Genomic DNA, 13,393 nt, shown 5'->3' on the forward strand with positions numbered 1-13,393 from the left:
TTAACATAGATGACCAGCAAAGCTGATTTTTACGTATTACCTTCAACCGATCCCGATGCTCGGGGTCGCTTTCTTTGCCGTTTGGTTGAAAAGATCCGCGCCCTTGGACATGAGATATTTATCCAAACCCGCGACGAAAGCGAAGCACAACGTATAGATCAGCTCCTCTGGGAGTATCGCCCTGAATCCTTTATCCCTCACAGCTTATTAAATGAGAAAGATACTGCAGGCGTAAAGATAGGCTGGGACGAACAACGCCCAGCCCATCACGATGTTTACGTTAACCTTAATTTAGAGATCCCTGAAGACGCGCTAAACTTTGATCGTATTCTTGAAATTGTTGTGCAAAGTGAGGACATACTTACCGCAACACGCAGTAATTACAAACTCTATCAAAAAAGCAATGTGCAGATAGACATGCATGATATGCGTAAAAAAGTCTGATATATCCTGTCTTATTCAGTGATCGACAGATTAATATCTGCAACTTATTCAGACCTATAAAACAAGACTCCATTTAACACACCACTCTCCCTCAAACCCCACCCGTCCAAACAGAGCATAAAAATAGATCAAAACATCTACTCCAATCCCTCGCCACTTATTGGTTTTAACCTGTATAATGCCGGGTTTATTTGTGCCTCCCAACCATTCAGGGAAGCCCACAACTGACTGATTTTCAGAAAATACTTTTCGGAAGAACTAGAGCGCCATGGAAACTACTTACCAGCCGCAAGAGATCGAAAAATCCTGGTACAAAACCTGGGAAGAAAACAACTACTTTGCCCCATCTGGCGAAGGTGACTCCTACTGCATCATGATTCCGCCGCCAAATGTCACTGGTAGCTTACATATGGGTCACGCTTTCCAACATACGATCATGGATGCGCTCACACGCTACAAGCGTATGCAGGGCAAAAATACATTGTGGCAAGTCGGTACTGACCACGCGGGTATCGCAACCCAGATGGTTGTAGAACGTAAATTGGCCGCAGAAAGTCAGCAAACACGCCATGACCTTGGCCGCGATGCGTTTATCGAAAAGATCTGGGAATGGAAAGAGGAATCCGGCGGCACAATTACTAACCAGATGCGCCGCCTAGGCAACTCTGTTGACTGGAACACTGAGCGTTTCACTATGGACTCGGGCTTTTACAAAGCCGTACAAGAAGTCTTTATCCGCCTCTATGATGAAGGCCTCGTTTACCGTGGTAAACGCCTTGTAAACTGGGATCCAAAACTACATACCGCCATCTCTGACCTTGAAGTCGAAAACAAAGAGACTAAAGGTAAAATGTGGTACCTACGCTACCCATTAGCCGATGGCGAAAAAACGGCTACAGGCGACGATTTCCTCGTAGTCGGCACCACTCGTCCAGAAACTTTCTTGGGTGATACTGGCGTGGCCGTTAACCCAGACGATGAGCGCTATAAAGACCTCATTGGCAAAGAGGTTGTTCTTCCATTTGTTGACCGCCGTATTCCTATTGTTGGCGACGAACATGCTGATATGGATAAAGGCACGGGTTGCGTAAAAATTACGCCGGCTCATGACTTCAACGATAATGAAGTTGGCAAGCGCTGCAACCTACCTATGATCAATATCTTGACCTACAACGCCGATATTCGCGATGAAGGTGAAGGCTTTAATACGGACGGAACGCCTAACAGCGATCTTAATACAGCTATTCCAGAAAAATATCGCGGTATGGAACGCTTTGCTGCTCGCCGTGCAATCGTCGCGGATTTTGAAGAAGCAGGCCTACTGGTTAAGATCGAAGAAAACGATATGACCGTACCTTACGGTGACCGTGGCGGTGTGGTTATCGAACCTATGCTAACGGATCAATGGTTTGCCGATGCAAAAACGCTGGCTAAACCTGCGGTAGAAGCAGTCGAAAAGGGCGACATCAAATTTGTACCACAACAATACGAAAACATGTACAACGCTTGGATGCGTGATATCCAAGACTGGTGTATCTCTCGCCAGCTATGGTGGGGCCACCGTATCCCGGCCTTCTACGATAATGAAGGCAATGTCTATGTCGCAAACGATAAAGAAGCTGCACGCCAAAAATACAATCTAGATCCAGAAACAGAACTACGTCAAGACGATGATGTACTAGATACTTGGTTCAGCTCGGCACTTTGGACATTCGGCACACTAGGCTGGCCTGAAAACACCCAGCGCCTGCAGACGTTCCACCCAACTGATGTACTGGTTACCGGCTTCGATATTATCTTCTTCTGGGTTGCCCGCATGATCATGATGACCATGCACTTTATGAAAGATGAAGATGGCAAACCTCAAGTACCTTTCAAAACCGTCTACGTTACTGGCCTAATCCGCGATGAAAACGGCGATAAAATGTCCAAGTCTAAAGGTAACGTGCTAGATCCGTTGGATATGATTGACGGTATCGAGCTACAAACGCTACTTGAGAAACGTACCGGCAACATGATGCAGCCGCAATTGGCTGAGAAGATCGGCAAACGTACCGAGAAGGAGTTCCCAGAAGGTATCTCTGCCCATGGTACTGATGCTCTACGTTTCACCCTTGCTGCACTGGCCTCTACTGGCCGTGACATCAACTGGGATATGAAACGTCTAGAAGGTTACCGTAACTTCTGTAACAAAATCTGGAACGCAGCCCGCTACGTGTTAATGAACACAGAGGGCGAAGATTGCGGCCAAAACGCCACTGACGATAACGGCATTGAACTATCTTTAGCAGATCGTTGGATCAGCAGCCGTCTACAGCAAGTCGAAACCGACGTTATCAAACATTTCGACGAATACCGTTTCGATATGGCCTCTAAAACCCTGTATGACCTCATCTGGAATGAATACTGCGGTTGGTACTTAGAGCTATCTAAGCCGGTATTATGGGACGAAGATGCCTCTGCAGAAGCCAAACGTGGCACACGCCGCACGTTGGTACGTGTACTTGAAGCTCTGCTTCGTTTAGCACACCCGATCATGCCTTACATCACTGAAGAGATCTGGCAACAAGTTAAAGGCTTAGCCGGCAAAGATGGCGACACCATCATGAACCAACCCTACCCTGTTGCTAACAACGATAAGTTCGATGCAGCCGCTGAAACGGAGATCGAATGGCTAAAAGGTGTTATCACTGGCGTACGTAATATTCGTGGTGAAATGGGGATCTCTCCAGCTAAAGAACTTTCAGTGCTACTACAAAACGGCAGCCCTGAAGATCTAACTCGTCTTAACGCTAACCGTACTTTCTTATGTAAATTAGCCGCACTGGAAAGCATTACTTGGCTTAACGTCGGTGACGAAGCTCCAATGTCAGCAACACAACTAGTTGGTGACATGGAAGTACTCGTGCCAATGGCTGGCCTGATAAACAAAGATGCTGAACTAGCTCGTCTACAAAAAGAGCTCGATAAGCTGCAAAAAGATATAGCTCGCGTCAAAGGCAAGTTGAGTAACGAGAAGTTTGTATCCAACGCCCCTGAAGCGGTTATCGCTAAAGAGCGTGAAAAGATGGCTGCCTCTCAATCTTCTTTTGATAAACTACAAGAGCAATACGCGAAAATTGAAGCGCTTTAATTAAGCACTAGATATTTGAATCACAAAAAAGCCCAGACACTGTTCTGGGCTTTTTTGGGCAGAGGGTAGAGACGTGTTCAGTTTTTACAAGGTCACCACAAACAGACTATGCCACAGCAACCCTTCGGCCAGAGGCAGGCCTCCTACAAACCAGCAACACCCCCGCAAGAATAAATCCCGCGCCAATAATAAAGTTCAGCTCAATCTGCTCATTAAGCCACCAGCTCCCCAGCAACACACCCAAAACAGGGGTCATAAAGGAGAGAATGCCTAGCTGAGATGCCTTATAGCGGGTTAACAACCAGAACCAGAGCAAAAAAGCGAGAAAAGCAACTCCAATTCCATGAAACGCCAAACTTGCCAGCACTTCAGGTGTCAGATTAATAGAAGCCTGCTCGCTCCAAAAGGACCACAACCCCAGCACCACAAATGCAATTAACAGCTGATAAAATAAGATCTGCTTCGCTGGTAGCACCGACAACCCCGTTGCTCGAACAACAACCGTTGTAACGCCCCACGAAGCCCCCGCTAACAATGCCAATAGATCGCCCAACAGCACCACTGCACCGAAACTGCTTGCGTCTCCCCCAATAAATGCCAACACCATACCGCTAAATGCTAAGGCGATACCGACCCATTGCAGAATGCCCATACGCTCGCTCGGTATTTTAATATGTAGCCCTATCGCAGCAAAAATAGGGGAGGTATAAAGAAAAACCGTTGCATGTCCAGCCGTTGTAAATCTTAACGCCTCCCCTAATAAAAGAAACTCCAAAGTAAATAAAACACCGATCCACAGCGCTGGCCATCTATTTTCAGGCGCGAGCCTGACTTGAGTTCGCTTCGTGCGAATCAACATCATCAACAGCAGTAGCGCAATTCCATATCGCAACGCAATCTGGAAAACCGGCGCAATATCCTCTTCAACCGCTTTTAAAACCACCTGTTGTGATGCCATTACTAAACAAAACAGCAACATACAACCAAATGCAAACAGATCGAGTGGTTGACGAACCAACATATAGATACCCCATAATAGTGTAGCCACTATTATGTTTTGTCTTAAATAATTTATATAGCTAAAATAAGACAAATAGGCATGCAGATTCGCCAAGTTAGCGAAACATATTTTTTCCTCTAGTGCGTTAGTCATGTCATCATGGCCTTTTATTCACACACTGCTAAAGTTCAGCCCCCCCCGAGCCGGAAGTTATTTTCCCGATTCAAATAACCCAATGTTGATAAAAGTATTGACCTATATTCCTCTGGAATTGCTTTATCCAAAGCCCGCCGACTAATATTTGTAAACACAGCCCCATAGCCATAAGGACAACACAACTTCCCCTTATAGCGACCGGACACTTGTTTTAAAGCAGTATCAGCCTCCAACATATTTAAAACTTGGTAACTACACTGGCGAGCTTGTTCAATAGGATTAGATACTGTTTTCATTCCTGAACCAGTCAGTAAATCTACCGAATGATGACTGATCTTCTTAATACTCTCAGGCTTCCAATCCTTTACCTCTAAAAACAGCAAGCCTCTTGACGGGTGCAAAATAATAAAGTCAGGATCACGACGTTTCCCACCAACGGGATGTCATACCAACACAAATAATCATCTTCCAGAAAGGCTTCTAAACAGCGAGCCAAACGCTTCTCGCCTGATGTCATATTAGGTAAGCAAGTATTTAAGAAGGGGATCAACTCAGCCATAAGCAACCTACTTGCAAACAAATAAAAAAACAGGGATAACTGCTATCTAACCGCTCCACTAATCTCCTCCCTACAAAACGGTTCCATTAATTTTCTGCGGCAAAATCTCAGCTTTATCCATACTTTCAAAGCGCTTCCCCAACAAAGCCTTTAGCTCTTCTGGTTTATACCCACGTTTTGCCGGTACTCGATAAAGCGAAAGCCCTGCGGATTCACATACTGACTCAAGCAGTTCATCACGTTGCTGACGTTTCTTTTGGTTGTGACTTTGATCATCCAGCTCAATAGTGCAGACAGGGATTAAAATATCGCGGTACATATAATGTAATCGGAGTGCTTAGCATTAACCTTATTAAAAGCTTTTTGCCATTCGCTTCGGTTTTTTGATGGGTTAGGTTCTATTAGATCAGCTACACACACCTTGCCAAAAACACGATACTTATCCTGATCAATGACTTGATCAAGCACACCTAAAAAAGAGCGTTCGGCTGCACTAAACAGGGTTTTCTTTTGACGATAACCAAGTGCGTCACTTAAAGGGTTTTCACTATTTAATTAAGAGGCAAGACCTTTTAAGAAAAATAACGCAATTAACATTAGTACGACAACAATCAGAATTATATCCATTAAATACCCTTTACTCGCCGTTCCTTTTGGCTTTTGCTCCTAGACCCTCTGGTCTACTGGCAAACAGTTTGCCTTTATCAGCAGCCCATGACACAACTACACTTACTGATAAGTAGCTGAGGCTTAAGCTCATAAATGATGAAAATCTGTAATCGTACTTTCAAGCACTGCTTTGATTATCTTCACGCCAGAAAATAAAGCTTTTTGCGTTAACATTTGGAATGGTATTTATTACAACTTTCGCGTAAAAGGGAATGTTATACGTGCAGATATGTAAGCAATAGATCTTAGCTCCTGAAAAAATTCAGGAGTGCTAATGGGCGAAGGTAAGCGGAATTAGTTAGATCTGAGCAGACGTTAGCTGCCTATGGTCAAGAGCCGTTAAGCTTTCAGATCGGCTTATATAATCCCGTCTAGTTTTCGGATAATTTGTATATTAAATGGAGTTACTTATGTGTTTTGTCGCTTATCGTCGTTTTTTATATTTAGTTAGCGCTCTTCTTTTAAGCGTTTTATCTTTTTCTGCAAGCGCAGAAAAATATGATGACTCAGTGGCTCTTAAAGGAATTGATGCAGTGAAATCTGTTTTCTTAATCGACTTTAAAACGGCCGCACAAACAGCTTTTTACATGGACTTAATAAAAGGTACTTACGATGGCTTAGAGCGACAAGGCGTATCTACCGAGATGATCATTGTTATTATCGGGCCCACAGTGCAATTCCTCAGCAAAACAAATAACCCTGAACTGACATTCGATTATGAAAAAGAGTTTGACTCTATTCAAGCGAGTATCAAAGCTTTACATGAGCGCGGGGTGAGAATTGAAGTTTGTGCAATTGCGACTAAAGTTTTTAATGTAAAAGATGAAACCCTACCACCAGAACTAAGCATGGTGGCCGATGGCTTTATCTCTCTTATTGGGTGGCAAACTAAAGGATATAAATTAGTACCCGTTTTTTAAGAGAGTACAAATCACAAAGATAAGAGAGACAACCTTACCTGTAAAATAGACCTCTCGAAAGCATTCGAGGGGTCCCTTCGAGGGATAAGGTTTTGCTTTTTACAACTTCAACGGCACAATATACAGTGACCTATAGGTTAGGTGCTTACCCCAGCTACAACAACCCCGACTTAATCAAATCAAAGCTTTCTAATATGCGTGCTACATACTGATCTTTAGGGCGGAAACTACCCTGAGTCTGTTTGAGTAAATCATCTTCCATATGCTTAAGCATTTTGCGCAGTCGGAAACGATGTAACCCTGTTTTCGCTTGTATAGGGTCTGTAATAACACCGGATAAAGCGGCAAAAGATGCCAACAATGTCAGTACAAACACTATACTCAGCGTAGTTAAACCCAAAGATGGATCAGGTGGGAAAGCACCATAATAGAGCTCCCCCACTCTATGGCCAAAAATAAAATCTGAAGCAGCTAATTGGATACTTAATGAATAGGCTAACATTAGCGCGATACCTATGCCTCCGGGTGTAAATTTCTGGAAGGCAAAGGCTCCTAAGATAGTACATGACAGTGTGTTTGCAATATCAGCTGAAGCGGTTCTGGCAACTTGATACTGGGCTAAAGATTCAGTAACAATAGGTTGAAAACAGGCATGGAAGTGTTTTTCATCCACTTCCACATGTTCTGCACGTTGATAAAGATTGCGCAATTCATCTGTGATATACCAGTTAAGGGTGTATTCGCCTTCACCCAAATCCTCCTTAGCTGCCTTAAGCAGATCACTGAGAACCAGATCAGAAATCTGTTTCTGAACATCGGTGGTAAAACCGGCGGGAATAGCAGCCAATATTTTGCCTAACTGATCCCCATCTGAAAAACGACCTAGCAAAAACTTAAACAAACTGATTAAGGTAAAACAGGGTGCCCAAAAAAGATTAACAGGGGCACGGAAAATATCTAATCCCCAAGCAATACGGTTGGTTTTTATAGCGCCAGGGTAATTAAAATGCCGGCTTACAAAATCGGGGATACGCGCTTGACAAGATTCAAAGTAACGCTTGATACCACGCTCAATAGCTGGCTCGACCTCTCCCGACAAGCTCACTATAGGTAACGTTAGATCTGAGTGTGACATAAATAACTTAGCCTAAGTAAGACCTTATGGCCATGATGATAAAAACCTTATTGAGTTTAAAACCTTTAGGTTAAGCCCTGATGAAACTCGGTAAATTAGTTTATATCGACATAAAGCAGAAAAATCGGCCAGCATTCAATACTGGCCGATTAATATGAATGGTTTGTATCTTAACTATCAGCTAACAATTACTCTGTAGCGGCCTTGGCAAACTTTGCCAACGCACCAGAAACTTTAGCCACCGCAGCATCACAGCCTTTAACATTATGGCGTGAAGCAAGGTAATGAGGGTCATTATAGCTCAACCATACGGCTCCATTTTCATCCTGCCAAACTAGTGCTTTTTGCGGCAGATCTATCGCCATAGTTTGGGAACATTGCATCAAGGGAGTACCTACCTTGGGGTTACCAAACAACACCACCTCAGTTTCACGTAACTCTTTACCAGCCTTTTTAGCGCCTTCCGTATGATTTATACGCGTAAAAACAGTCATCCCTTTGCTTGTTAGTACTGATTCTAATTTATCCGCAGTTTCTTTTACGCCATGCGTACTTGGTACACTTACAAGACCATTTTCAGCTAAGGAGCCATCCGCCGCAAACGAAAAATTACTAATACCTAACGTAAGCGCAACTAAGATTAATGCTTGTTTCATATATAAAGCTCCCTCAATTTAATCAAACAGCGGTTGAACCGAATATGTGACAAGACACATGAGAATAAGTTTCAAATAAAGTAATTACAACCTTCTTAATCTGTTGACCCAACGGGTCACAATAAGGATTACACCCAAAGCAAGTAAGAAAAAGTAACTACTGACAATAATTCCTCAGCGTAAGGGAAAAGAAAATCGCTTGAACGACTCCCTCATCTCCGATTAGTCATTAATTTAAACTCCTTAGCCGCCAGCTTAGCTAGATACTTTAAACCTATCACAGGAAAAAATAGATTAGCCTACAAAGCTTCCCCAAAAACTGTGGATAACACTGTAGATTAATTATGGACATCCCCTATATACCCCTAAATATAAGGCTTTCAGATAACTGTTTATTTATTAACCCTATCCACTAAAGCCCCATTTCTCGATTAATAGCAACATCTTTTTAATAAATATGCTTTTAATTCTTTAACCAAAAATTTTGTATAAAATTCACTCAACTTAAGCTTATGTTTAACTATTTTTTTACCCCCACATTCTGTGGATAAGTATGTAGACTAATTATGGGTATCCTCACAAAGGCCCGTAAAATAGGGATTATAGAAGACTGCCTACTTTTCAGCCCATTATATGGACTATAAAATTATTTAATATATCCACCACTTTTATTGCTTTCTACCCCACCCTTATAGTACTTCTAACACTAACTGTTCCTAACTAAAATAGATTAGATGTCGTTGACCCTTCTTTCCCTTTTTATCCCCACTTTTTTCTTAGTTTCTATCACCCCAGGTATGTGTATGACCCTAGCTCTTAGCTTAGGTATATCAATTGGCGTAAAACGCAGCCTTCATATGATGTGGGGGGAACTGATTGGCGTGGGCTTAGTCGCTACATCGGCGGCCCTTGGGGTTGCTACCTTAATGCTTAAATATCCTGATGCGTTTCTCTTTCTCAAATTAGGTGGCGGAGCCTACCTATGCTGGATTGGTTATCAGATGTTCCGCTCAAGAGGAAAGCTCGTTTTAACCGAATCGACACAAGAGCAACCAGAGCTATCTCGATTACAATTGGCATCCAATGGTTTTTTAACTGCGGTAGCAAACCCTAAAGGCTGGGCTTTTTTTGTTACCCTCTTACCACCCTTTATAGACTCAACACAGCCAATAGCACCGCAATTAAGTATGTTAATCGCCATAATTCTACTGCTGGAGTTCATCTGTTTGCTGATTTACGCAAATGGCGGCAAGCTACTTCGGCAACTACTGATGAAGCGCGACAATGTCCGTTTAATGAACCGTATTGCAGGCTCACTTATGATTATTGTTGGATTATGGCTAGCACTAGGAAAGTAAGCCCTGCTCCAAGTTAAAACAGAGCTCAATAACTAAGAACGGAAGTAAGATCCTTCCTTCTATAGCTGTTCATCCATTGATTTCACAGTAATAGAAGAAAGGTCTAATTATTGTTCTGATAGAAGCCGTATCAATTTCTTGATACTGAAACCTGCCCACTCACAACCCAAGCAGAGTCACCTGTACTATTCTGAGAGCGGATACGGTATTGATAAGTGCCCCCAAATACAGAGTCTTGATAACTCGTAGAATCGGCTGCCGCCCTCACAACGGAACGATAAGTACCCCATTGATTAGAGAACTTACGACGTTTCTCAATATAGAAACCCGTTTCATTTGTACTTTGATCGGACCAATTAAGCGTTACTGTGCCAGCACCCGCTATGGCAGTAAAGTTACTTGGTGCCGCAGGTTCTGTCGGCGTAACACTACCATCCAATGCCGCAATAGCTGCACCAGCATCTAAAATACCAGACCCGCATTGAACACAGGAGTCAGGAAATGCACGTGCCGTTGAGGTTAATATAGTTTTCACTTCAGTAGGCGTAACACTCGGCTTTTTCACATAGAGTAAACCAGCCACTGCTGCCACATGAGGGGCTGCCATACTAGTGCCTTGATAATAAGCGTATGTTGGAGCGGCTGGAACCGTTGTACCTTCATTTAAGGTAGAAAGCACGCCATTACGTGCACCTGTACTTGTTTCCCCACCAGGTGCTGCTAGATCAACAACATCGCCGTAGTTTGAATAATAAGCTCGACCTCCAGCTCGGTTAGTAGAAGCAACGCTAATTACATTATTACAGCTAGCAGGCGTATAGTTTCCAGCATCATCATCCGAGTTACCCGCTGCTACCACAATCGTTGTTCCGGCCGCAACCGCAGTATCTATCGCTTGCTGGTAGGTTGCATTACAACTACCCGCGCCACCGATACTCATATTAATAACTTGCGCTTTATTCGGGTTGTCCTCGCCAGTCGCAGCCCAAACAATCGCATCTGCAATATCGGAGGTATAACCACCACATTTACCCAATATACGAACAGGCACTATATTAATTTTGTTATAACCAACACCAGCAACACCTGCACTATTATTAGTAAAAGCGCTGATCGTGCCACTGACATGAGTCCCATGCCAACTACTATTTGACGCCTTAGAGCCTAAATAACATTCGCCTCGACTAACCCAATCACCGGGATCACTTGGGTCAGCATCTCGTCCATCGCCATCATTAGATATGGACTGTGCAGTAATCATATCTGTACCGCCAATAACATTAGCATCTAGATCGGGGTGCGCTGTGATCCCCGTATCTAAAACAGCTACATTTACCACTGAATCACTACTATCTAATTGATTCCATGCACCATCAGCATTCATACCTCCAACCGGTTCAAAATAATGCCATTGCAGGTCATAAATTGGCTTCTTTGTACCCACGATGCCTTCGGTAGGAGGAACCGCTAAGTCATTAATAGCAAACATCATCTGGTCAGCTTCAGCGTATTTGATACCAGAGATAGTTTTCAACACTTTCAAGTAGGCTTTTACACTCGAAAAATTTTCTCTTGAGGGAAGTCTAAATACATAGGAACCTTGAGAAGTTTTACGAACAAAGGCAAGTTTCTTATTAAGGCGTGTTGATAACGTTCTCGCTTGTGAATTCCCTTCAACATTTGCATTATCAAACTTAATGATAATCTGATCGGTAGGTTTATGCTCCACCGTAACAGCCGCTGCATTTAGCGATATTAAAGAGGTTAAACCAAGCAATGGTAACAACCGAAGATTCCTAATTTTCATTTTAAATTCCTATAATCCCTTACCACATGGATAAACTAATTCGAATCTTAAAAGACGGCTCTGAAGCATATCGGATCAATCAACCAATCCTCATATCTTATAAGTTCAAAAACTGGTAGTGGCATTTTAGCTTTTTTGAACAAAAAATGCTCACTGCGGTTTTCAATTGAAGACTAAATAACTTGAAATTCATTAACTAGAGGCGAGAAACGTAAGAGGGTGCTAAGCGCAGTGAGGTAAAAACGATGTATTTAGCCCGGCTAAGGGCGATAAACATCGACCATTTTCAAACTAAATTGCGCTTGGCCGAGTTCAGAATTAGCAGTATTAGGGGCAGAGATTGTTCGTTCAAACCGCTCAATAATTTCGACTAAATTATAACCATTTTGAGGGGCGACTCTAAGTAAAGGCAAACCCACTTCATAACACAACTCCTCAATAAATAGATCTTGTTGTTTATGACGCTTTTTATGATATTCATGATCATCTAATTCGACAGCACAGATAACGGCGCTATTACTAACAGCACACACAATGTAATCAAACTGGAGGGATTTAAGCGGTTTAGTTACTTTATTCTTAGCTCTATCTGATAAGCCACTTTCTGCCTCAAATACATGCTCCATTGGAACTTTACAGATAACTCTATATTGCTCCCCGACTGCTTTTTCAAGAACAGAGGTAAACATACGCTCTTTTTGAGACAAGTTTGGATCGATTTCCTGTTTTGCCCTGACTTTCTTGAAACAAACTAACAATAGAATTAAGAAGATTACTAAAGCAGAAAGATATAGCCACGATTGTTCAATCACATTTTTAACCTTGTACAAAATGAGGCGGCAATATTACCCAGTGTGTATACAGAAAGCATCTCAAATTTAAGCGAACTGTACCTGTTTCAAACAAAATCTATCAATTATTTTCGGGGCTCTAAATCTATCAGTGACAAGAAGCGTAACAATAATAAAATTACTGATAACTTAACAATATACCGAGATCGGCCTCTATAAAGAGATCGCCCACTTAAAAGTGCTCGACTCAAATATATTAAAAGATATGTTTAAGAGTCAGAAATATCTAGAAAGGTCAGATAAAGGCGAAGATCTAATTCATATTGATGATAGTTAGGTTCCATATACTCACAAAGCTGATAGAACGCTTTGTTATGATCCATCTCTTTTAAATGCGCTAACTCATGTACCACGATCATACGTAAAAATTCCAGTGGCATTTGTTTAAAACGGGAATCGATCTTAATCTCTTTTTTAGCTTTTAACTTCCCTCCATGCACACGGGATATACGGGTGTGTAAGCCTAAAGCGTTTAATGCAGATATTTTATCGCTGTACTGTACTTTGCTAAGAGGCGAAGATTTGCGCATATAGCTATTTTTAATATCTATAGCGAAATCATATAACGCTTTATTACTTTGAAAGCTATGAATTGCTGGGTATTTTTTTTGTAATATTGTGCCTAGCTTATTTTTGTCCAGCAATTCCTGCACTTGATGCTGAATGTGGCTAGGGTAATGGCTGATATATTTTAACCGATGCATT

13 protein-coding genes are annotated in these 13,393 nt (G+C 42.4%); 4 read left to right on the forward strand and 9 right to left on the reverse strand.

Annotated elements, in window-relative coordinates:
- Positions 1 to 9: 9 nt before the first annotated feature.
- A complete protein-coding gene (locus tag ACOQOE_RS15165; protein WP_420554374.1) occupies positions 10 to 444 on the forward strand; it encodes a DNA polymerase III subunit chi in 435 nt (144 codons plus the stop codon).
- A gap of 268 nt (positions 445 to 712) precedes the next feature.
- The gene (locus tag ACOQOE_RS15170) at positions 713 to 3,577 is read left to right on the forward strand and encodes a valine--tRNA ligase (protein WP_420554375.1); all 2,865 of its coding nucleotides are present in this window, start codon (positions 713 to 715) and stop codon (positions 3,575 to 3,577) included.
- Positions 3,578 to 3,683: 106 nt separating this feature from the next.
- On the opposite strand, the gene ACOQOE_RS15175 is transcribed toward ACOQOE_RS15170, so the two are convergent.
- The 4 genes from ACOQOE_RS15175 to ACOQOE_RS15190 all read right to left on the reverse strand — a co-directional run bounded on the left by ACOQOE_RS15175 (position 3,684) and on the right by ACOQOE_RS15190 (position 5,760).
- On the reverse strand, positions 3,684 to 4,598 hold the full coding sequence (locus ACOQOE_RS15175) for a DMT family transporter (RefSeq protein ID WP_420554376.1): 915 nt from the start codon (positions 4,596 to 4,598) through the stop codon (positions 3,684 to 3,686).
- A 167-nt stretch (positions 4,599 to 4,765) separates the two neighbouring features.
- Complete coding sequence (locus ACOQOE_RS15180; RefSeq protein WP_420554377.1) at positions 4,766 to 5,134, reverse strand: hypothetical protein; 369 nt, start codon at positions 5,132 to 5,134, stop codon at positions 4,766 to 4,768.
- 228 nt (positions 5,135 to 5,362) lie between these two features.
- Positions 5,363 to 5,611, reverse strand: a complete 249-nt coding sequence (locus ACOQOE_RS15185; protein WP_067865854.1) for a DUF2726 domain-containing protein — start codon at positions 5,609 to 5,611, stop codon at positions 5,363 to 5,365.
- Positions 5,593 to 5,760, reverse strand: coding sequence for a DUF2726 domain-containing protein (locus ACOQOE_RS15190; protein WP_420554378.1), 168 nt, complete (start codon positions 5,758 to 5,760; stop codon positions 5,593 to 5,595). Before ACOQOE_RS15190 ends, ACOQOE_RS15185 begins: the two co-directional genes overlap by 19 nt.
- A 611-nt stretch (positions 5,761 to 6,371) precedes the next feature.
- On the opposite strand from ACOQOE_RS15190, the gene ACOQOE_RS15195 reads away from it, so the two are divergent.
- Positions 6,372 to 6,881: a DsrE family protein gene (locus ACOQOE_RS15195; protein ID WP_420554379.1), complete on the forward strand. Its 510-nt coding sequence runs from the start codon at positions 6,372 to 6,374 to the stop codon at positions 6,879 to 6,881.
- 154 nt (positions 6,882 to 7,035) lie between these two features.
- Here the strand turns inward: ACOQOE_RS15195 and ACOQOE_RS15200 are convergent, their stop codons facing one another.
- Both ACOQOE_RS15200 and ACOQOE_RS15205 read right to left on the reverse strand, forming a co-directional pair.
- Entirely contained in the window at positions 7,036 to 8,016 is a 981-nt protein-coding gene (locus tag ACOQOE_RS15200) for a DUF6635 family protein (RefSeq protein ID WP_420554380.1), read from the reverse strand.
- Between the two features lie 188 nt (positions 8,017 to 8,204).
- On the reverse strand, positions 8,205 to 8,672 hold the full coding sequence (locus tag ACOQOE_RS15205) for a DUF302 domain-containing protein (RefSeq protein WP_067865845.1): 468 nt from the start codon (positions 8,670 to 8,672) through the stop codon (positions 8,205 to 8,207).
- A gap of 734 nt (positions 8,673 to 9,406) precedes the next feature.
- On the opposite strand from ACOQOE_RS15205, the gene ACOQOE_RS15210 reads away from it, so the two are divergent.
- The gene (locus ACOQOE_RS15210; protein WP_075107930.1) at positions 9,407 to 10,030 is read left to right on the forward strand and encodes a LysE family translocator; all 624 of its coding nucleotides are present in this window, start codon (positions 9,407 to 9,409) and stop codon (positions 10,028 to 10,030) included.
- A 130-nt stretch (positions 10,031 to 10,160) separates the two neighbouring features.
- On the opposite strand, the gene ACOQOE_RS15215 is transcribed toward ACOQOE_RS15210, so the two are convergent.
- From ACOQOE_RS15215 to ACOQOE_RS15225, 3 genes are all read right to left on the reverse strand, one after another.
- Positions 10,161 to 11,837, reverse strand: a complete 1,677-nt coding sequence (locus tag ACOQOE_RS15215) for a S8 family serine peptidase (protein ID WP_420554381.1) — start codon at positions 11,835 to 11,837, stop codon at positions 10,161 to 10,163.
- Positions 11,838 to 12,097: 260 nt separating this feature from the next.
- Complete coding sequence (locus ACOQOE_RS15220) at positions 12,098 to 12,649, reverse strand: DUF2726 domain-containing protein (protein ID WP_067865837.1); 552 nt, start codon at positions 12,647 to 12,649, stop codon at positions 12,098 to 12,100.
- Positions 12,650 to 12,897: 248 nt separating this feature from the next.
- Positions 12,898 to 13,392, reverse strand: coding sequence for a M48 family metallopeptidase (locus ACOQOE_RS15225; RefSeq protein WP_420554382.1), 495 nt, complete (start codon positions 13,390 to 13,392; stop codon positions 12,898 to 12,900).
- Position 13,393: the final 1 nt, after the last annotated feature.

The organism is Neptuniibacter marinus (assembly GCF_965223595.1).
GTDB classification, from domain to species: Bacteria; Pseudomonadota; Gammaproteobacteria; order Pseudomonadales; family Balneatricaceae; genus Neptuniibacter; species Neptuniibacter marinus.

Bases quoted from the DNA above. Each gene is read 5' to 3' on its own strand.
- ACOQOE_RS15215 (WP_420554381.1), bottom strand. From the start codon at position 11,837: ATGAAAATTAGGAATCTTCGGTTGTTACCATTGCTTGGTTTAACCTCT.
- ACOQOE_RS15170 (WP_420554375.1), top strand. From the start codon at position 713: ATGGAAACTACTTACCAGCCGCAAGAGATCGAAAAATCCTGGTACAAA.
- ACOQOE_RS15185 (WP_067865854.1), bottom strand. From the start codon at position 5,611: ATGTACCGCGATATTTTAATCCCTGTCTGCACTATTGAGCTGGATGAT.
- ACOQOE_RS15195 (WP_420554379.1), top strand. From the start codon at position 6,372: ATGTGTTTTGTCGCTTATCGTCGTTTTTTATATTTAGTTAGCGCTCTT.
- ACOQOE_RS15210 (WP_075107930.1), top strand. From the start codon at position 9,407: ATGTCGTTGACCCTTCTTTCCCTTTTTATCCCCACTTTTTTCTTAGTT.
- ACOQOE_RS15175 (WP_420554376.1), bottom strand. From the start codon at position 4,598: ATGTTGGTTCGTCAACCACTCGATCTGTTTGCATTTGGTTGTATGTTG.
- ACOQOE_RS15165 (WP_420554374.1), top strand. From the start codon at position 10: ATGACCAGCAAAGCTGATTTTTACGTATTACCTTCAACCGATCCCGAT.
- ACOQOE_RS15205 (WP_067865845.1), bottom strand. From the start codon at position 8,672: ATGAAACAAGCATTAATCTTAGTTGCGCTTACGTTAGGTATTAGTAAT.
- ACOQOE_RS15200 (WP_420554380.1), bottom strand. From the start codon at position 8,016: ATGTCACACTCAGATCTAACGTTACCTATAGTGAGCTTGTCGGGAGAG.
- ACOQOE_RS15225 (WP_420554382.1), bottom strand. From the start codon at position 13,392: ATGCATCGGTTAAAATATATCAGCCATTACCCTAGCCACATTCAGCAT.